The following is a 20,091-nucleotide window of genomic DNA, read 5'->3' as shown; positions in this document are numbered from 1 at the left end:
GCGGCGATCAGGTTCCGGTGGCGAAGAAGGAGGCGAGCCGGGTCTGGATGTTGTCGGCGATTTCCTGCGCGGCGCGGTCCTCGGCGTCGCGGAAGGCGCGGGCGCGGGCGTAGCGCTGGTAGGAGCCCGGCATGTCATAGGACACGCGCGAGAACGTGGTGCCGGTCATGACCGACTTGTTCGACGCGATCTCGACCAGGTTGAACTGGGCGTCGATGCCGTAGTTCTCGCTGGTCGGCAGCGCGGTGGTCGGATCGAGCATCAGCGAGGAGCGGCTGGTGGTGAAACGCAACACCAGCCGGTGCGTCGGCGGCACGCCGGTGGCGGTGCCATAGAGCTTGAAGGCGAGCGCGTTGCGGACTTCGACGCCGACCCGGGCCTCGCGCGATGCGTTCGGCTTGTCGACCGGCGGAACCTCGACGGCCAACAGCTTTTCGCGCAGCGCGGACGACGACCCGTCGAGGGTGCGCTCGGCATACATCGGCTGGAAGCATCCGGCCGTCAGCGCGGCCAAGGCGGCCACGGCCACGAGCCGGGCGGCGATCCCAATCCTAGCCGACAACATTGACGATCCTCATGGGCACTACGATCACCTTGCGGACGGGTTTCCCGGCCAGGGCGACTTTTACCGCATCGAGCGCCAAAACGGCAGCCTCTATATCCGCATTTTGCGCCGCCCGTGGCACGGTAACATCACCTCGTTTTTTACCGTTGACCTGGACGACCAGGGTCACGCTGTCTTCGACCAGCAAATCGCGTTCGATTTGCGGCCAATCGGCCTCCGAAACCAGCCCCTCATGGCCCAAAACCACCCAGCACTCCTCGGCCAGATGCGGCATCATCGGCGAAAACAGCTGAACCAGGATGGTCGCGGCCTCTTTCACCGCCCAGGCCACATCCGGGGCCGGCTTGTCGCCCTTCGCCAGCACTTCGGCCAGCGCATTGGCGAATTCGCGGATATGGGCGAGACACACATTGAAATGCAGCCGCTCGATCCCGGACGACACCTTGTCGAGCGCGCCATGGGCCGCCTTGCGCAGCGCCAGCGCCTCCGGCCCGAACGTCGCCGGCCGGCTCGCCGGCGCCGCCTTGGCGATTTCGGCCGATTCGTTCACCAGCCGCCACAGCCGCTGCACGAAGCGGGCGGCGCCCTGGACGCGTTCGTCGCTCCAGATCACGTCGCGATCCGGCGGCGAGTCCGACAGCATGAACCAGCGCGCCACGTCGGCGCCGTAGCTCGCGATGATGTCGTCGGGGTCGACGGTGTTCTTCTTCGACTTCGACATCTTCTCGATCGGGCCGATCTCGACGTCTTCGCCGGTCGCCAGCAGCACCGCGCGGCGGCCGTTGCCGCCCACCTCGATCTTCACCTCGGCCGGCGTGACCCAGTTGCCGTCGGCCTTCTGGTAGGTCTCGTGCACCACCATGCCCTGGGTGAACATGCCGGCGAACGGCTCGGTCATGTCGATATGGCCGGTCGCCTTCATCGCGCGGGTGAAGAAGCGGCTGTAGAGCAGATGCAGGATCGCGTGCTCGACGCCGCCGATATACTGGTCGACCGGCATCATCCGGTTGGCGACCGCCGGCGTGGTCGGCGCCGTCTCGTTCCAGGGATCGGTGAAGCGCGCGAAGTACCAGGACGAGTCCACGAAGGTGTCCATCGTGTCGGTCTCGCGCACCGCCTTGCCGCCGCACTTGGGACAAGTGACGTGCTTCCAGGTCGGATGATGGTCGAGCGCGTTGCCGGGCTTGTCGAAGCTGACATCCTCCGGCAGCGTCACCGGCAGCTGGTCGTCCGGCACCGGCACCACGTCGCAAGTCGGGCAGTGGATCACCGGGATCGGGCAGCCCCAATAGCGCTGGCGTGAAATGCCCCAGTCGCGCAGGCGGAAATTGACCTGCCGCTCGCCGACCGGCGCATTGCCGCGCAATTCGCTCTCCAGACGCTTGGCGACCTCTTCCTTGGCCTGGTCGATGGTCATGCCGTCGAGGAAGCGGGAATTGATCATGCGGCCGTCACCGTCATAGGCGGTGTCGGTGATGAAGAACGTCTTCGGGTCCTGGCCCTCGGGGCAGACCACCGGCACATTGCCGAGGCCGTATTTATTGACGAAGTCGAGGTCGCGCTGGTCATGCCCCGGGCAGCCGAAGATCGCGCCGGTGCCGTATTCCATCAGCACGAAGTTCGCGACATAGACCGGCAGCTTCCAGTTCGGATCGAACGGATGCACCGCCTTGATGCCGGTATCGAAACCCTGCTTCTCGGCGGTGTCGATAATCGACTGCGCGGTGCCGATCTTCTTGATGTCGGCGATGAACTCGGCGAGCTTCGGATTCTTCGCGGCAGCGGCGACCGCCAGCGGATGATCCGCCGAGATCGCCATGAATTTTGCGCCGAACAGCGTGTCCGGCCGCGTGGTGAAGATCTTCAGCTCGCTCTCGCCGGCCGGCGTCGTCGCCGCATCCAGCGCGAAGCGGATCAAGAGGCCCTCGGAGCGGCCGATCCAGTTGCGCTGCATCAGCCGCACCTTGTCGGGCCAGCGATCCAGACCGTCCAGCGCCTCCAGCAGCTCCTGCGAGTACTTCGTGATCTTGAAGACCCACTGGCTCATTTCCCGTTGTTCGACAACGGCGCCCGAGCGCCAGCCGCGGCCGTCGATCACCTGCTCGTTGGCGAGCACGGTCATGTCGACCGGATCCCAGTTCAGCTTGCGCTTCTCGCGTTCGGCGAGGCCTGTGCGCAGCATGTCCAGGAACATCTTCTGCTGATGCTTGTAGTAGCTAGGGTCGCAGGTCGCGAATTCGCGTGACCAGTCGAGCGACAGCCCGATCGAGCGCAGCTGTTTCTTCATCGCGGCGATGTTGTCGTAGGTCCAGGCCTTCGGCGCCACCTTGCGCTCGATCGCGGCATTCTCCGCCGGCAGGCCGAACGCGTCCCAGCCCATCGGGTGCAGCACGTTGAAGCCCTTGGCACGCATGAAGCGCGCCAGCACGTCGCCGAGCGTGTAGTTGCGGACATGGCCGATATGGATGCGCCCCGACGGGTAGGGGAACATCTCGAGCACGTAGTATTTCGGCCGTTTATCGTCGATCTTGGAGGCGAAGATCGCCTTTTCGTCCCACAGGCGCTGCCAGCGGGGTTCGGATTCACGGGCGTTGTAGCGTTCGGCGGTCATGAAATCGCAAGGCTTTTGGTGGCTTTGGGTGATTTTCGGGTCCCGTTCGGGGACGGCGGACTAGGCCATAAAATCGCCCATGGGGTCAACGGCTTGAGCTCCGCCAAATGCTCATTGTGAGGGGTGCGGAATGCGCGTCTTGATGATGCCGGCCTGGGCGGGTGAGGGAGCTCCCGGATCCCCATCCGGTGTCGTCACCCGGCTGGACCGGGTGACCCAGTACGCCGCGGCCCATCGGCTCAGTAACGGCTGCCTCTGGAATACTGGATCGCCCGGTCAAGCCGGGTGATGACAGCGTGATATGGGGCGCGTTCTCGCATCCTCGCGACATGTTTTGCCCGAGTTCTGCCGTTCGTTCCGCCCTCCTCCGATCAGAGGGCGCAGGGAAAGCCGGGCGCCGATCGCACCCATGGGTCCGGTGCAACAAAAAGCACCGGGGTAGGACCACAGGTGAAACCGGAAGCATCCCGGCTTTCCCTGCGCGATGGGTTACGGCTTATACGTGCTCTCCCCGGTGATACTGGGCTTGCTTGTCACCGCCTTCGCAATAGCGCTACGCGCTTTTGCGAGAGGACACCTGCCACTAGGGCGTCAGGACCACACGATTTCACCGTCCGCCTCGGCTCACGTTCGTCGCGTGCACTTCGGCGTCCACCGCATCCCACCGCAACGTTCGTGACGATCGCGAGCGCCCCTCAATCGGGTGAGACGGGTAATTCATACACTGAGTTGGGTATTCCGATAAACCGAAATATTTTTGCTACGGGGGCTTGCGCCGTCGGGCAACTCAGCGCTAGGGGGCTGTCCCATCCATCCGCATTCCGGGGCGTGCGAGGCACGAAGCTGGCATCCGTTGGGCCGCAGAACTAGGACACGTACTCGCAAATGAGGCGTCTGCTTTACCCATCAAGAGGCGACACAGAACCGATCTGGATGCGTGTCGGCCTTGGGTCAATAGCGATCATTGACGCGCGCGTGGAATGTCCACTCACGCCTCACAGGCAAACATTAATTTGCGCGGCCGCCATGACCCTTTGACCTAGGAGCTTGTCTGGATAGTCGCTGTTCAAATCTGGTCGGGTCTGATTCAACATTGGGCGATGAGCAAGTATTTTCGGCCTTGGAACATCGATCAGACGCTGCTTCTGCCGCCGAATGTGCAGGACTTCGTGCCGAAAGGCCATGTCTCGCGGTTTATGGTTGATCTGGTGCGGGAGAGCCTCGATCTCAGGGAGATCATGGGCAGCTATGTGAGCGGGCTTGGGCAGCCGCCGTTTGATCCGCGGATGATGGTGGCGCTGCTGCTGCATAGCTATGCGAGTGGGCTGTATTCGTCGCGTCGGATTGCCAAGGCCTGCCGGGAGCGGAACGATTTTGTGATGATCGTGGCGCTGGATGCGCCGGATTTTCGGACGATCAGCGACTTTCGCAAGCGACATTTGAAGGCGCTCGGCGCGCTATTCGTGCAGGTTCTGAAGTTGTGCGAGACGGCCGGGCTGGTCAAGCTCGGTCATGTCGCGCTGGATGGTACGAAGATCAAGGCGAACGCGTCGAAACACAAGGCGATGAGTTATGAGCGCATGAAGAAGCGCGAGGCGGAATTGAAGGCCGAGGTCGCTCGCATGCTGGCGGCCGCCGAGGCGGCGGATGCCTCGGAGGATGAGACTTTCGGCAACAGCGACGAACTGCCGGACTGGACCGTCGACAAGCAGAAACGGCTGGCGAAGATCCAGCAAGCGATGGCGGCGCTGGAAGCGGACGCCAAACTGGCGGCGGAGGAAGAGCGCCGCATCGAGGCCGAAAAGGAACAGCAGCGCCAGGCCGAAGGCCGCAAGAAGCCGGGCAAACCGGCGGCGCTGCCATCGGAGGAACCCAATCCCAAGGCGCAACGCAACTTCACCGATCCGGAAAGCCGCATCATGAAGTCGAAGGATGGCTTCGTTCAGGCCTATAATGCCCAGGCGGCCGTCGATGCACATGCCCAGATCATTGTCGCGCAAGAACTGACCCAGCACGGCAGCGATCAGGGCCAGTTGGTGCCCCTGATCGAGGCCATCGAGAGCAATCTTGGCCGCAAGCCGCGGCAGGCCTCAGCGGATTCCGGCTACTGCAGCGAAGCCAATCTCGAAGCGCTCGACACACGCAGCATCGATGGCTATGTCGCGCCCGGACGCGCCAAGCACCCGACAGTAGCGAACGGAAAAGTCGGCGGCCCGCTGACACAGGCCATGCGAAAGAAGATCGACGATGGCGGCTTCGAAACACCCTACCGATTGCGAAAGCAAGTGGTGGAGCCGGTGTTCGGGCAGATCAAACAGGCAAGAGGCTTCCGCCAGTTCCTGTTGCGGGGCATCGAGAAAGTGCGCGCCGAGTGGACAATGATCTGCACCGTCCATAACCTCCTCAAGCTGTTCAACCTCGCAAACGCAGCCTGAGCCTGCTACTCTACAACAAATGCCCGTCACGAAAACATATCTGGACGGGCTCCTAGCGCATGATCCGCCAAAGTGTGAAGCGGTTTGGCGACAAGATCATGCGCTAATTAGAGAATCTGACGCGCGATCTGACGCAAAACCGGGCGTTCACTCTTGCTGGTCGCGCTTACCCCAAAAATTGCATCCGTCAAGCCGTATACAAGCTTCGCGGACTAAGATAAGCAAGAATCGAGCCAACTTTTAGGGTCGTTCTTGCCTCCATGGCGCTGACGCAAAGACTAGAGTTCCGCCAGTCGCAGTCGCTGGTGATGACGCCGCAGCTGATGCAGGCGATCAAGCTGCTGCAACTGTCGAACCTCGATCTGTCGGCCTTTGTCGAGGAAGAGCTGGAACGCAACCCGCTGCTCGATCGCGCCGCCGACGGGCCGGAACCGCCGGTGGCGGGCGAGCCGGCCATGGAACGGTCCGACTACGGCGATTCTGACGGTTCCAGCAGCTACGGGGATGACGGCGACCATTCCGACATGGCGGCAGGCTCGGGCGGCGAGACCGCCTTCGAGTCCGGCCAGGAGGAATGGATGAACCGCGACCTCGGCACCCGCGCCGAGATCGAGCAGACGCTAGATACCGGTCTCGATAACGTGTTCTCCGAGGAGCCGGCGGAGGCGGCGGCGCGCGCCGCGCAGGACGCGCCACCGTCGGTCTATACCGAATGGGGCGGTGGCGCCTCCAGCGACGACGAGTACAATCTGGAAGCCTTCGTGGCCGCCGAACTGACGCTCACCGACCATCTCGCCGAACAGCTTGCGGTGGCGTTCTCGGCGCCGGCGCAGCGCATGATTGGGCAGTATCTGATCGACCTGGTCGACGACGCCGGCTATTTGCCCGCCGATCTCGGCCAGGCCGCCGAGCGGCTCGGTGCGTCGCAGCAGGCGGTCGACGAAGTCGTCGCGGTGCTGCAGAAATTCGATCCGCCGGGTGTGTGCGCGCGAAACCTGAGTGAGTGCCTGGCGATCCAGCTGCGTGAGTTCGATCGCTACGATCCGGCGATGCAGGCGCTGGTCGAGCATCTCGACCTGCTCGCCAAGCGCGACATCGCGGCCTTGCGAAAGCTCTGCGGTGTCGACGACGAAGACATCACCGACATGATCGCGGAGATCCGCCGGCTCGATCCGAAGCCCGGTCTGAAGTTCGGCACCGCGCGGACGCAGACCATGGTGCCCGACGTCTATGTCCGTCCCGGCCCCGACGGCGGCTGGCATGTCGAGCTCAATAGCGACACTCTGCCACGCGTGCTGGTCAATCAGACCTATTACGCTGAACTGTCGAAGACGATCCGCAAGGACGGTGACAAGTCGTACTTCACCGACTGCCTGCAGAACGCGACCTGGCTGGTGCGCGCGCTGGATCAGCGCGCCCGCACCATCCTGAAGGTCGCGACTGAAATCGTCCGCCAGCAGGACGGGTTCTTCACCTATGGCGTCGCGCATTTGCGGCCGCTCAATCTGAAGGCGGTGGCGGATGCGATCCAGATGCATGAATCGACGGTGTCGCGCGTCACCGCCAACAAATACATGGCGACCAATCGCGGCAGTTTTGAATTGAAGTATTTTTTCACCGCCTCGATCGCGTCTGCCGACGGCGGCGAGGCGCATTCGGCCGAAGCGGTGCGTCACCACATCAAGCAACTGATCGACGGCGAGGCGCCGTCGGCGATCCTGTCGGACGACACGATCGTGGAACGTTTGCGCGCCTCGGGCATTGATATTGCCCGCCGCACCGTCGCGAAGTACCGCGAAGCGATGCGGATCCCATCTTCGGTGCAGCGCCGCCGTGATAAACAGAGCATGCTTGGCAACGCCCTTTCGGCTCCCGCCTCCTCGTCCGACCGGTCGCGCGATACAGCCCCCGTTTAGGTTACTCTTTGAGCATGACCCCGTCCAAGTACGGACCGGACCATGCTCTCGTTGCGTTCGCGTCAAATCGCGATAGTCTCAACCTTTCCAGGTGAAGCGTCGTCCAGGAAGGAAGGTGACCGGAATCCCAGCAAGCATCATGCTCCTGCAAGAGTGATCGAGGCATCCAGCAATTGAGGCATCAAATGACCCTTCGTATCTCGGGAAAGAGCATCAGCATCGGCGAGGCGCTTCGCGCGCGCGTCAGCGAGCGCACCGACGAGGTCCTGCGAAAGTATTTTGATGGCAACTATTCGGGTCACATCACGCTGAGCAAAGATGGCTTCGGCTTCCGAACCGATTGCTCGCTGCATCTGGATTCCGGCATCACGCTGGAAGCCGAATCCAACGCCGCCGACGCCTATGCCAGCGCGGATGTTGCGCTCCTGATGATCGAGAAGCGCCTGCGCCGCTACAAGAGCCGGCTCAAGGATCGCTCCCACCGCAAGACCTATGCCGCCAACGCGGCGCTTGCCGAATTGAACGGCGTCGGGCTCGACGCGCCGAGCTACGTCATTGAGGCGCCCGAGAACGACGACGAGGTCACCGAATACAGCCCGGTGATCATTGCCGAGGCAACCACCGCGCTGAAGCGGCTGTCGGTCAGCGAAGCGGTGATGGAGCTCGACCTGTCCGGCGCCTCCTGCCTGGTGTTCCAGCATGGCGGCAGCGGCCGGGTGAACATCATTTACCGCCGTACGGACGGCAATGTCGGCTGGGTCGACCCGCCCGCGGTGAGCCCTTGAGGATAGTTGGTAGATGGCATTGACGTCCGAAGCCGGCCCTGCTTATGGTCCGCCGCCTCCAGGAATAAGGGGGGCGGAACAGGGTTCGCAGGTGTTGGCACCGCCGATACGTTGGAGTAGAAGCCCTGCCAGCTGGACCCGGGCTAAGCCCGCATCCCACCTCAACTTCTTGACGCCGCCGCTGTAAAGCCTATTTCGCAACCTGACGGTTCATTCACCTCGGAACGTCCCAATGCCGATTACCGATTTGGTCGCACCCGAGGCGATTCTCCCGGCTTTAAAAGTCATCAGCAAGAAGCAGGCGCTGCAGGAACTTGCCGCGCGCGCGTCGGCTCTGACCGGGCAGAACGAGCGCGCCGTCTTCGAGGTGCTGCTGCAGCGCGAGAAGCTCGGCACCACGGCGGTCGGCTATGGCGTCGCCATTCCGCACGGCAAGCTGCCCAAGCTGGAGAAGCTGTTCGGCTTCTTCGCCCGCCTCGAGCGCCCGATCGATTTCGAGGCGATGGACGGCCAGCCGGTCGATCTGATCTTCCTGTTGCTGGCGCCCGAAGGCGCCGGTGCCGACCACCTCAAGGCGCTGGCGCGGATCGCCCGCCTGCTGCGCGACCAGGACGTCGCCAAGAAGCTGCGTGCCTCGCGCGACGCGCAGGCGATCTACTCGGTGCTCGCACTGCCGCCGGCGAGCGCGGCGTAATCATTCGCATTCGCGAACCCATTTCGCATTCGGGCGACTGTCATCACGGCAAACGTGCTTTATTGCGCGTCCGCGCAACAAAGCACTGTCGCATTCAATCCGTAGCACGCATGCAGCGAGGCATCCTCATCTTCTCCTTCCCCTGAAAGGGGGATGGTCGGGATGGGGGTCAGTCGCGGACAACGGTGTTTGCGGAGAGAGCAGATCCCCACCCGCTTTGCTCTGACGAGCAAAGCGACCTCCCCTTTTCAAGGGGAGGTTGGAGCCATTCTGCGATCTTTGCCGCGTAGCCCCGGATTTCGCTGCGCTTCATCCGGGCTACGAAAGATTCGCAATCGTTTCAGCAGATCGTCGGCAGCAGACGACGGACTTCGTCGAGCAGATCCGGAACGGCCATCTCGTCGTTGGCGAGGTGCCTGAGCAGCGCGCTCTGGAACAGGCCGTCGAGCAACGCGTAGAGCGCGGCCGGAGAGGATGCCGGCTGCTTGCCGCCGAGCTCGGCGTAGCGCGTGGCGATGCGCCAGATCATCGCTTCCAGGCTCTTGTCGATCTCGAGCACGTCCTTGCGAAACGCCGGCTCGAACATCGCCTGCGAGCGCATATCGTACCAGAGCCGGTGCATGCGGGCTTCGTCCCGCAACGTTGCCGCGAGCTTGGCGAGAAAACCTTCGGTCAATTCGTCGCGGCTTTGCGCCGACGTCACCACCTCGTCATAGCGCGTCACGCATTTCGCCTTGTAGTGACGGACGCAGCAGCAGATCAGGTCGAGCTTGTCGCTGAAGTAGTAGTGAAACACGCCGTGCGTGAAGGCGGAGTTCTGCGCGATCTCGCGCAGGCTGGTGCGCGCGAAGCCGAGCTCGCCGAGCGTTTCCAGCGCGGCTTCCGCAAGCTCGATGCGCCGCGCATTGAACTTCTCGTCGCGCAGCGCCTCGGCCGCCACCGCCACGCGTTGGGCCGCTCCCGTCGCTTGCCGCGCCATCTCGTGCCTTTCGTCTGACTGTTCCTTGCTGAGACCATACCGCGCGGACCGCGGCACGCTCCATCCCTTCACACCATCCTATTTGACACTTGTCAAATTCAGGCTTGACAAGTGTCAAGTTCCTGGACGAGGGTTGGCGCAATAATTTGGACAACCGTCAAGACGGCTGACCTAACGACAAACAGGAGGAAATGCACCGCCGGGCGCGCCAACGCTGCGCCCGCCGACCGGCCGCGACCACCAGTGCGCAGAGAATGCGCAAGGCCGCAGGCCGTGCCGCCGATCGCCACAGCACCGATCAATCACCAAGCAAAGGGAGGACTACGTCATGAGTGCGAAGAGCCTTGAAGGCAGGAAAGCCCTGGTCACCGGCGGCGCCCGGGGGATTGGCGCGGCGATCGCGCAGGCGCTGGCGCGGTCCGGCGCCGCGGTCATGATCGGCGATATTCTTGAAAGCGCCGGCAAAGACACCGCCGGCGAGATCGCCAAGGCCGGCGTGAAAACCGGCTTCGTCAAGCTCGACGTCACCGACGACGCGCAATGGGAGCGGGCCGCCGCCGCGACGATCGAAACCCTCGGCGGCTACGACATCCTGATCAACAATGCCGGCATCGAGATCACCTCGCTGGTCAGCGAGATCAAGGCCGAGGACGCGCGCCGCATGTGCGACGTCAATATCGTCGGCACCGTGCTCGGCATGAAGCACGCCTTCCGCGCGATGCGGCCGGGCGGCGCCGCCGGCAAGGGCGGCGCGATCGTCAATATCGCTTCCGTTGCGGCGACGATCGCGTTCCCGAGCATCGCCGTCTACTCCGGCACCAAATCCGCGGTCGATCGCATGACGCGGGTTGCGGCGATGGAAGCCGGCAAGCTCGGCTACGGCGTGCGCGTCAACTGCATCTATCCCGGCCTGATCCCGACCGACATGGGCCTGCAGCTCGCCAATGACATCGTGAAGATCGGTCTGGCGCCCGACGTCAACGCCGCCGTCGGCTCGGTGGTGGAGCAGACGCCGCTCGGCAAGCTCGCCGAGGTTTCCGACATCGCAGACGCCGCGGTGTTCCTGTGCTCGAACGACGCCCGCTTCATCACCGGCATCGGCCTGCCGGTCGATGGCGGCATGGGCATGTAGCAACAAAGCCGACAACAAGCATTTCGGAGGATCGCAATGAGCGAGAAGAAGCCCGTCATCGTCTATGGCGCTTCCGGCTACACCGGCCGGCTGGTCTGCGAATATCTGCGCGAGTACAACATCCCCTTCATCGCCGCCGGCCGCAGCGCCGAGAAGCTCAACGCCGCGATGAAGTCGAACGTGGCCGGTATCGAGACCGCCGACTACGAGGTGGTGACGGTGCCGCACACCGCGGCCGCACTGACTGAATTGTTCAAGGGCGCCTCGGTGGTGCTCAACACCGTGGGCCCGTTCGCCAAGTTCGGCGTCGAGGTGGTGCAGGCCTGTCTGGCTGCCAAGTGCCACTACACCGACACGACAGGCGAGCAGGACTGGCTGATCACGCTCGAACACGAGTTTGGCACGAGGTTCGCCAATGCCGGCCTGCTGTTGGCGCCGGGCATCGCGCAGATGTACACCACCGGCGAGATCGCCGCGCAGCTCTGCCTGGAGACGCCCGGCCTCGACACGCTTGATATCGCCGTGTTCTGGGGCGGGAGCCCAACCATCGCCTCGACGCAGACCATCCTGGTCAACGCCGCGATGGCCAAGGCCTACTACCTGGAGCAGAACAAGTATGTCGAGCATCAGCCCGATGCCGGCCTCTACAACCTCGCGATCCCCGGCCAGCACGAGCTGGCGCTGGCGCTGCCCTGGGGCGGCACCTCGCACCCGGTGTGGTTCAAGCACGATCCGCGCGTGGCCAACGTGAAGGTGCTGGGCGGCGTGTTCAACCGCGCGCTGATGCTGGGCGTGCCGCAGATCGTCGCCGCCGCGCTGGAGGCGACCAAGAACATGAACCCCGACGACCGCTACGCAGCCCTGGCGCAGACCGCTGCCGGCGTGATGAACACCATGCCACCGCGCGAGAACCCGCGCGTCAACAAGTCGATGGATTCGGTGTATGCCTCCGGCCCGCTGGGGCGCGCGCACTGCGTCATCTACGGCAACAGCAACTACAAGCAGACCGGCATGCTGCAGGCCTATGCCGCTGCGCACCTGCTGCAGCAGCCGCCCAAGCGTGTCGGCTTCGCCTCCGGCTGCCAGGCGTTCGGCCATCACGAACTGCTCGGGCAATTGCGCAGCTTCGGGCTTGTCGGCAAGCCGGTCCTGACTGTGCACGACTGAGTCAATCGCGGGTGGCGCGGTTATTCGCGCCACCCGCCTCTCGCGCGAGGCCCGCCATGCGCTTCATCGATTATCTCGACAAGGGCGCCTCGCTCGGCGCCGACGCGCCGTGTCTCACCATGGACGGACGCGACCTCAGCTATGGCGAGGTGCAAAGGCTGAGTTACCGGATAGCGCGCGGGCTCGACCGATCCGGCGTCGCGCCCGGCGACAAGGTCGCGATCCTGTCCGGCAACGATCCGCTCGCGTTCGCCTGCGTGTTCGGCATCTCGCGTGCTGCTGCCGTGTGGTGCCCGATCAATCCGCGCAACGAGGCGGCCGAGAACAAGTTCATCCTCGACCAGTTCGATTGCAGCCTGCTGCTGTTCCATTCGAGCTTTGCGCCGATGGTCGAGGCGGTCAGGCAGGACCTGCCCAAGCTGCGCACGCTGGTCTGCCTCGATACCGAGTTGCCGTTCGCGCCGTCGTTCGACCGCTGGCTGAGCGGTCTCGCCGACGATCCCTATGAACGCGACACGATCGACGATCTCGCCATGATCCCGGGCACCGGCGGCACCACCGGCAAGCCGAAGGGCGTGATGCTGTCGGGACGCAACATCGAGGCGATGACGGCGCTGACCTTGATGGGTTATCCGTTCAAGGGCCGTCCGGTCTATCTCGCGCTGGCGCCCCTGACGCATGCCGCGGGCGTGCTTTGTTTTCCGATCATGACGCTCGGCGGCCGCATCGTGATCATGCACCACCCTGACATTGGCGAGTTCCTGGCGCTGATCGCGCGTTACAGTGTCACCCACACCTTCCTGCCGCCGACCGTGATCTACATGCTGCTCGATCATCCCAAGCTCGACGCGGCCGAGCTCGGCTCGCTGCAATGCTTCTGGTATGGCGCGGCGCCGATCTCGGCGGCGCGGCTTGCGGAAGCGTTGCGGCGGATCGGGCCGATGGCGCAGCTGTTCGGCCAGACCGAGGCGCCGATGATGATCTCGATGATGGCGCCGGCCGATCACTACAATCCGGACGGCACGATCGCGATGCAGCGGCTATCGTCCGCCGGACGGATCAGCCCGTTGGTGCAGGCCGGCATCATGGATGGCGACGGCAAGCTCGTGCCGGCCGGATCGCGCGGCGAAATCGTGGTCCGCGGTTCGCTGGTGATGGAGGGTTACTACAAGAACCCGCAGGCTACGGCGGAAGCCTCGGCGCATGGCTGGCACCATACCGGCGACATCGGCTACATCGACGGCGACGGCTATCTCTACATCGTCGATCGCGCCAAGGACATGATCATCACCGGCGGCTTTAACGTCTACTCGATCGAGGTCGAGAACGCGTTGCGCGCCCACGAGGCGGTGCAGGATTGCGCGGTGATCGGGTTGGCCGATGATAAATGGGGCGAGCGCATCGTCGCGGTGGTGCAGCCGCGCGCCGGCCAAAAGATCGATGCAACAGCGCTGGCCGCCTTCGTCAAGCAGCAGATCGGCAGCATCAAGACGCCGAAGCAGATCGAGGTCTGGGACGATCTTCCGCGCTCCAAGGTCGGCAAGGTGCTGAAGCCGGACATCCGCGCGCGGCTGACGGAGCGTTCAGGCAGCTAGGGCGTTTGCGTGGTCCGGGGCGCCATGGACCTGGCGCTGTTGCCGCACAAGGTTTTAAAAGCTCGCTATTTGCCGGACCTGAGCGTAGAGTCGCGTCATCACCGTCCATCCACGGCATTCACCGGTGACTGAGGGTAACGTAGGGCTCCCGCCAAAAGATGAGGAGCATACGTGTCTCGATTTCGCCTGACCGATTGGATCGTGCCGCCGGTGATCGTCCCGCTATTTCTTCTGCTCTTGGTGGCTGCTGCGGCCGCCTTGCATGGATAAGACGACGCAGCTCCAATACCTGGTCAGCGGAAATCATCAGTTCGGCCGCGTCAACCTTGGCCGCGCGACGATCGCTGCTGCTTTGTCGAAGGCAAGGGAGCTTCTGCGGGACGGCTATATGGACGTGCGGATATGCACGCCGCGAGGCCAGGTCCTGATGCCTGATGAGTTCGATCAGCTCGAAACGTGAAGAAGCGCCGGCAGATTTTCAATGGCTGCGTCGATACCTCGCCGGAGCACGGCTCGGCCGAAGGCGAGCAAGGCACCAATCGGCGGGCAAAAGGAAAGATGATTGGATGTTCAGTTTGAATACTGAACGGAAAGGCACCTGCATGAGGACGCTTATTCTCCCCTTGGCGCTTGGCACATTCGCTCAAGGCGCTCTCGCCGCAGAACCGAACTGCCGCGCGATCGAAAGCACGGGCGCGCGCCTCAGCTGTTACGACGCGGCGTTTCCTCTGAAATTGAAGGAGCCGCGGGCGGTCGATAACAGCGCCCCGCAAGCTGAATACAAGGATCCGTTGATTGCGGAAGACGCCCGAATCGCGGCCAAGCTGAAGAATATCTGTCGCGGCTGCTGAGGTTTGTGACAGCGCCTGCACGGCAACGGGAGACAGCGAGGGCGGCCGAAGAGGGCGCAGCCAGTCCAAAGGCTGTTCCCGGGCGTCAGAGTGGCCATTGGAACAGATGTCGTGATCGAATCGTTGTGACAGCGCGCTGTTGCGAAGCGCGACGTCTTAGCCACGCCAAACCGTCTGAGCGGAAATCGACCAGCGGCATGTCGTTTCGACATGCGCGTTTTGGGTCAGGACAATCGATGACCATCGAGCAGGCCTCGATACAGATCACCCGCAAGCCGTGGGGGTGTGTCGATCTGCGTCCCTGGAGCCGCATCGACGCTTCCGCCGATCCGGTGGGAGAATTGTGGCTTGAGCGTACGGGCGTGAGCGCGCCGATTCCGGCACTCCTGTTCAAACTGCTGTTCACCAGCCAGCCCCTGTCGATCCAGGTTCATCCGGATGATGAGCTTGCGCACGCCCTCGGTCTGCCGAACGGGAAAACCGAGGCCTGGTACATCCTTTCGGCGGCGCCGGGGGCGCGGGTTGCGCTGGGCCTAAAGCAACATCTCACGCCGCAGGCTTTGCGCGCAGCGATCAGGGACGGCTCGATTGCCGGCCTGGCGCAATGGCATCCTGTCGTGCAGGGCGACGTCATCTTCGTCCCCGCCGGCACAATTCACGCGCTCGGAGCCGACATCGTGCTCGCCGAGATCCAGCAGCGCAGCGATACGACATTCCGTTTGTTCGACTTTGGCCGGAATCGCGAGCTGCACGAGAATAGCGCCGTGGCGGCCTCGGTTGCGGGGCCACCCCCAACGCAATCGCCTCCACGACGTCTCACCGATGTCCGGAAGGTTCTCGTCGCAAATCCGCATTTCATTCTTGAGCGGATCGACCTTCAGGCGAATTCGCGCTGGGCGCTCGATACCGATCGGGAAACCTGGATCCTTGTGATCGAAGGGAGCGGGCGCATCGGGTCGACCGCTACCTCCGTTGGGGACGCAATTTTTGCCGAAGCCGACAGCGCCGGCATCGAGGTTGGCCCGGAGGGGATGAGTATTTTGATCGCCTATCCGGGACCTGATCCGATTGCGGCCCTGCTGCAGGATTGCGCAGAACGAACGACCAAATCTGCCGTCGCATCCGGCGTCGTGCACGCTCCGACATCAAGCCGGATCATCGAGGTACAGACATGACACCGCCCCGCCGTATCGCCTTTATCGGCAACTCGTTGCCGCGCCGATGCGGAATTGCAACTTTTACGACAGACCTGCGAAACGCGATATCGGTTTCGCGCCCGGATCTTGAGGCCTGCATCGTGGCGATGACCGATCGCGGTCAAGTCTATGATTATCCCTTGGCGGTCGCTTTTCAGATCAAGGACGGCAATCTCGAAGATTACACGCGCGCCGCGGATTTCCTCAATGCCGGCCAGTTCGACATCGTGTGCCTGCAGCACGAATTCGGGATTTTCGGCGGTGAAGCCGGTGCTCATATCCTCGTGCTGCTGTCGCGCCTTACCATGCCGGTGGTGACGACGTTCCATACCGTGCTGGCCGATCCGACGGCCAGGCAACGTATGGTCATGGAGCGCATCGTCGATTTGTCGTCGAAGCTCGTGGTAATGGCCGACAAGGGGCGCGAGCTGTTGCGCGATATCTATCTGGTGCCGGAGGACAAGATCGAGATCATCGCCCACGGCATTCCCGATGTCGCCTTTGTCGAGCCCGATGCAGCGAAGGCGAGGCTCGGATTTGAGGAAAAGTCGGTCATCCTGACATTCGGCCTGTTGTCACCGAACAAGGGCATCGAAGTCATGATTGACGCCATGCCGTCGATCCTGAAACGCTGCGCGGATGCGGTGTACGTCGTGCTCGGCGCAACACACCCCAACCTGGTTCGAAACCAGGGCGAGGGGTATCGCGAGGGCCTGATGGCGCGAGCGCGCGAACTCGGAATAAACGGTCAGGTGGTGTTCCTCGACCGGTTCGTCGATCTGGCGACACTGCTCGAATTCATCTCGATGTGCGACGTTTACGTCACGCCCTATCTCAAGGAAGCCCAGATGACGTCAGGGACCCTGGCCTACAGCTTCGGACTAGGGAGGCCGGTCGTTTCGACGCCCTATTGGCACGCGCGCGAGCTGCTGGCAGATGGATGCGGCGTTCTGGTGCCTTTCGGCAACGCCTCGGCGATCGGCAACGAAATCGCAAAGTTGCTCACCGATGACGCTCGCCGGCAGGCGATGTCGCGGCGCGCCTACGCGGCGAGCCGAACGATGACATGGGAACGCACGGCCGAGCGTTACATGGCGGTCTTCGAGACTGCACGGCAAGCGCACCGGCCGAAGCTCTTCGCGCGCTCCGACGTAGGATCGCCGGAGCTCCGCAGTCCCGCGCCGCCGGACATGCAGATCGGCCACTTCCTGTCGATGTGCGACGATACCGGGCTGTTCCAGCACGCGGTCCATTCGGTGCCCGATCGCGCGCACGGCTATTGCGTCGACGACAATGCCCGCGCATTGCTGCTGGCCTGCGCACTGAACAATCCGGGCGAACAGCCGCTGCCGGAGCTGTTGACGACTCGCTTTGCGGCTTTCGTGCAGCACGCGTGGAACCCCGATACCAGGCAGTTTCGCAACTTCATGGGCTTCAATCGAACCTGGCTTGAAGACAAAGGTTCCGAAGACAGCCACGGGCGAACGCTATGGGCCTTGGGCGAGGCCGCGCGCAGTGATCTGAGCCCGTCGCGGCGCCGATGGGCCGCTGCCTTGTTCGCCGAGGCATTGTCGACTGCGGAGAGCTTTCGTTCACCGCGAGCGTGGGCATTCATACTTCTGGGCCTGGACGCCTATTGCGCAGTGACGCCGGACGATCTCCACGCCAGGGAGATCCGGCTGTCTCTTGCCGACCGCTTGATGTCCTGCCTGGCATGTGTCGAGACGCCGGACTGGGTGTGGTTTGAAGAAGGGCTGGCTTACGATAATGCGCGGCTGCCGCAGGCCTTGATGCTGACGGGCGTGGCGACGAAAGTGCCAGAATATTTCGATGCTGGATTGAGGTCCCTGCGCTGGCTCATGACGCAACAAACCACAGCAGCAGGTCATTTCCGGCCGGTCGGCACCGCCGGGTTCGGCGAGCGGCGGCAACATCCCCGTGCCTTCGATCAGCAGCCCGTGGAAGCAACGGCGACGATCGCAGCCTGCCTTGCGGCCTGGCGCGCGAGCGGCGATGCCGAATGGAAGGCCATGGCAGCGCGCGCCTTCGGCTGGTTTCTCGGCAGCAACGATCTGTCGGTGGCGTTGGTCGATGCGCACACTGGAAGTTGCCGCGATGGATTGCACCCCGATCGTGCCAACGAAAACCGCGGCGGCGAATCGGTTGTTTGCTATCTCCTCGGACTTGCAGAAATGCGTCAGCTCGCGCGCCTCAACACCAGCCTGACCAAGCCTGCCGCCTTGCGGGCTGTGGGCGCCTGAATTTCACCCTCCAATCCAGCGAGCTGAGGATACCGTGTCACAAGCTACTTTCCTGAATCGGCAGGCGTTTCATCTGCGCCCCGATCCCGCGCGGGTCATCGTGCGGCCGTTCAAGCCGGCGACCGAACCACGCGATCTGAATCCGACCGACAAAATACGCGCAAATCATATCGTCGATCGGGTTCTCGCACTCGATCCGGATGCCGTTGCCGCTCAGCTCGCGGACGTCCTGGACAATTTCCAGGGCCGTCATCGGAACCTGTTGGAGACCTTCGAAGCCCGCGCGGATGAAATGGAAGACGCGTTCGCGACGCATGGCGTCTTTTCAAAGACCCAGCGCCAGCTGGTGGGCGCCTATTTTCTCAGTGAGTATTCGTTCGAAGCCTCCGCCTTGTTCAATCCCAGCATCGTGCCGCACCCCGATCAATCGGGTGCGCCGAACGGCGGCATACGCGTCGTCATCAGTCTGCGTGCGATCGGCGAAGGGCACGTGTCGTCACTGACTTTTCGAACCGGAACGATCGCTGCCGATGGCAGCCTGACCGTTGATCCGACGGCGCGCCTCGCCTCGCTACCCCGGATTTCCCATCGCATATCCGGTCCGGACGGCGAGCGTGTCGAGTTGACTTTCAAGGGTGAGGAAGAGCTCAGCGAGCGCGTCATCTTTCCCATCACCGAATCCCAATCCAACGGCATCGAGGATGCGCGCTTTGTTGAATTCAGCGACGGTGATCGAAAAACCTACTACGCGACCTATACGGCCTACAGCGGACGGGCGATCCGTTCCGAATTGATCGAGACCAGCGACTTCATGTCGTTTCGACTGACGCCCTTGCGGGGCGCCGCGGCACGCAACAAGGGCATGGCGCTGTTCCCGCGCAAGATCGACGGCAGATACGCCATGATCGCGCGACAGGATAACGAGAACCTGTACCTGATCTTTTCAGACGACGTCTATACATGGGAAGGCGGTCAGGCCGTTCTGCGGCCGCAATTTCCCTGGGAGTTCGTCCAGATCGGCAATTGCGGGTCGCCGATCGAGCTTGATGAGGGTTGGCTGCTGCTGACGCACGGTGTTGGCCCGGTCCGCAAATACTCGATCGGGGCGGCGCTGCTCGACAAGCGCGACCCATCCAGGGTGCTGGCACGCTCGAGCGAGCCGTTGTTGCGGCCTGAACCGTCCGAGCGCGAAGGCTACGTCCCCAACGTCGTCTATACCTGCGGTGCGATGAGGCACAATGACCAGATCGTTTTGCCATATGCCGTGTCCGACACCTTTTCCAGTTTCGCCACGATCAAGATTTCTGCGCTCATAGAAGCGATGAAGCGCTGAGCGCGGCCGTTCGCAGTCGTTGGCATCAACCGCGTCGCTCGGCAGCTTAAGGAGCCATCATGGCCCGCGAAACAACCTACGTCGTGCAGGCATTCAACGCCGGCAAGGGCGGACATCTGAAGCCCGACTCTCCAATCGTCTGCAAGACGGCAAATGGCGCGCTGCGAACAGCGGAGAGACTGGCGTTGAGCAAGCTCGCCGTCGTTGCATTTTCGTCCACCGGCGACCCGGAAATGGGCGACTATGATGATGAGCCCATGGTCTTCTTCCGGAAGGGCGATCTTCCGGCTGCGTTCGGCTGAAGCCCTGGTTGCGAACGAGGAAGGTATGTAAGGGAAAACCCGGATGAGCGAGCGACTTGAAACACTGAAGAAGGCCCGCGATCGCATGATCGAGGAGAGGGACACACATGCGAAAGTGCTGGCCGCTCCCTTTGACCGTGACAAGGCGGAGCGGGCACGCAGCAAGTTCGTCGAGGTTCAAGCGTTGATCGAAGCCCTGGACCGCGCCATCAGCGCGGAGAACTTCGGTTCAACGAGAAACTGAAGCCGGATATCCGCGCACGGCTGAC

17 protein-coding genes are annotated in these 20,091 nt (G+C 63.0%); 14 read left to right on the top strand and 3 right to left on the bottom strand.

The window, feature by feature from the left end:
- Positions 1-7: 7 nt before the first annotated feature.
- Both lptE and leuS read right to left on the bottom strand, forming a co-directional pair.
- Positions 8-565 carry an LPS assembly lipoprotein LptE gene (gene lptE / locus HAP54_RS11635; protein WP_166300111.1) on the bottom strand — a complete coding sequence of 186 codons (558 nt, stop codon included), beginning with the start codon at positions 563-565 and terminating at the stop codon, positions 8-10.
- Entirely contained in the window at positions 552-3,176 is a 2,625-nt protein-coding gene (gene leuS, locus HAP54_RS11630) for a leucine--tRNA ligase (protein ID WP_166300109.1), read from the bottom strand. The genes lptE and leuS overlap by 14 nt, the downstream gene beginning before the upstream one ends.
- A 1,100-nt stretch (positions 3,177-4,276) precedes the next feature.
- Between leuS and HAP54_RS11625 the strand changes: the two genes are divergently transcribed.
- The 4 genes from HAP54_RS11625 (at position 4,277) to ptsN (ending at position 9,006) form a co-directional block, all read left to right on the top strand.
- On the top strand, positions 4,277-5,611 hold the full coding sequence (locus HAP54_RS11625; protein WP_166202952.1) for an IS1182 family transposase: 1,335 nt from the start codon (positions 4,277-4,279) through the stop codon (positions 5,609-5,611).
- 260 nt (positions 5,612-5,871) lie between these two features.
- Positions 5,872-7,527: an RNA polymerase factor sigma-54 gene (gene rpoN / locus HAP54_RS11620; protein WP_166300107.1), complete on the top strand. Its 1,656-nt coding sequence runs from the start codon at positions 5,872-5,874 to the stop codon at positions 7,525-7,527.
- Between the two features lie 185 nt (positions 7,528-7,712).
- Positions 7,713-8,312, top strand: a complete 600-nt coding sequence (hpf, locus tag HAP54_RS11615) for a ribosome hibernation-promoting factor, HPF/YfiA family (protein WP_166300105.1) — start codon at positions 7,713-7,715, stop codon at positions 8,310-8,312.
- A 232-nt stretch (positions 8,313-8,544) separates the two neighbouring features.
- Positions 8,545-9,006, top strand: a complete 462-nt coding sequence (gene ptsN, locus HAP54_RS11610) for a PTS IIA-like nitrogen regulatory protein PtsN (protein ID WP_029082506.1) — start codon at positions 8,545-8,547, stop codon at positions 9,004-9,006.
- Between the two features lie 340 nt (positions 9,007-9,346).
- On the opposite strand, the gene HAP54_RS11605 is transcribed toward ptsN, so the two are convergent.
- Positions 9,347-9,985, bottom strand: coding sequence for a TetR/AcrR family transcriptional regulator (locus tag HAP54_RS11605; RefSeq protein WP_166300103.1), 639 nt, complete (start codon positions 9,983-9,985; stop codon positions 9,347-9,349).
- Positions 9,986-10,313: 328 nt separating this feature from the next.
- Between HAP54_RS11605 and HAP54_RS11600 the strand changes: the two genes are divergently transcribed.
- The 10 genes from HAP54_RS11600 to HAP54_RS11555 all read left to right on the top strand — a co-directional run bounded on the left by HAP54_RS11600 (position 10,314) and on the right by HAP54_RS11555 (position 20,066).
- Entirely contained in the window at positions 10,314-11,117 is an 804-nt protein-coding gene (locus tag HAP54_RS11600; protein WP_166300101.1) for an SDR family NAD(P)-dependent oxidoreductase, read from the top strand.
- A gap of 36 nt (positions 11,118-11,153) precedes the next feature.
- Positions 11,154-12,284: a DUF5938 domain-containing protein gene (locus tag HAP54_RS11595; protein ID WP_166300099.1), complete on the top strand. Its 1,131-nt coding sequence runs from the start codon at positions 11,154-11,156 to the stop codon at positions 12,282-12,284.
- 56 nt (positions 12,285-12,340) lie between these two features.
- Positions 12,341-13,879, top strand: a complete 1,539-nt coding sequence (locus tag HAP54_RS11590; protein WP_166300097.1) for an AMP-binding protein — start codon at positions 12,341-12,343, stop codon at positions 13,877-13,879.
- A 262-nt stretch (positions 13,880-14,141) separates the two neighbouring features.
- Positions 14,142-14,339, top strand: coding sequence for a hypothetical protein (locus HAP54_RS11585; RefSeq protein WP_166300095.1), 198 nt, complete (start codon positions 14,142-14,144; stop codon positions 14,337-14,339).
- A complete protein-coding gene (locus tag HAP54_RS11580) occupies positions 14,314-14,730 on the top strand; it encodes a type VI secretion protein (RefSeq protein ID WP_224741297.1) in 417 nt (138 codons plus the stop codon). Before HAP54_RS11585 ends, HAP54_RS11580 begins: the two co-directional genes overlap by 26 nt.
- Positions 14,731-14,966: 236 nt before the next feature.
- The gene (locus HAP54_RS11575; RefSeq protein WP_166300093.1) at positions 14,967-15,905 is read left to right on the top strand and encodes a class I mannose-6-phosphate isomerase; all 939 of its coding nucleotides are present in this window, start codon (positions 14,967-14,969) and stop codon (positions 15,903-15,905) included.
- On the top strand, positions 15,902-18,187 hold the full coding sequence (locus tag HAP54_RS11570; protein ID WP_166300091.1) for a glycosyltransferase family 4 protein: 2,286 nt from the start codon (positions 15,902-15,904) through the stop codon (positions 18,185-18,187). Before HAP54_RS11575 ends, HAP54_RS11570 begins: the two co-directional genes overlap by 4 nt.
- Before the next feature lie 34 nt (positions 18,188-18,221).
- Positions 18,222-19,520 (top strand): glycoside hydrolase family 130 protein, encoded by a 1,299-nt coding sequence (locus HAP54_RS11565; protein ID WP_166300089.1) that lies wholly within the window; start codon positions 18,222-18,224, stop codon positions 19,518-19,520.
- A gap of 59 nt (positions 19,521-19,579) precedes the next feature.
- Complete coding sequence (locus tag HAP54_RS11560; RefSeq protein WP_029082496.1) at positions 19,580-19,822, top strand: hypothetical protein; 243 nt, start codon at positions 19,580-19,582, stop codon at positions 19,820-19,822.
- 43 nt (positions 19,823-19,865) lie between these two features.
- The gene (locus tag HAP54_RS11555; RefSeq protein WP_166300087.1) at positions 19,866-20,066 is read left to right on the top strand and encodes a hypothetical protein; all 201 of its coding nucleotides are present in this window, start codon (positions 19,866-19,868) and stop codon (positions 20,064-20,066) included.
- Positions 20,067-20,091 lie beyond the last annotated feature (25 nt).

This window comes from Bradyrhizobium sp. 2S1 (assembly GCF_011516625.5).
Taxonomy (GTDB): Bacteria; Pseudomonadota; Alphaproteobacteria; order Rhizobiales; family Xanthobacteraceae; genus Bradyrhizobium; species Bradyrhizobium septentrionale.
Note: the sequence above shows the minus strand (reverse complement) of the source record. Positions and strands in the feature narration are given on the sequence as shown.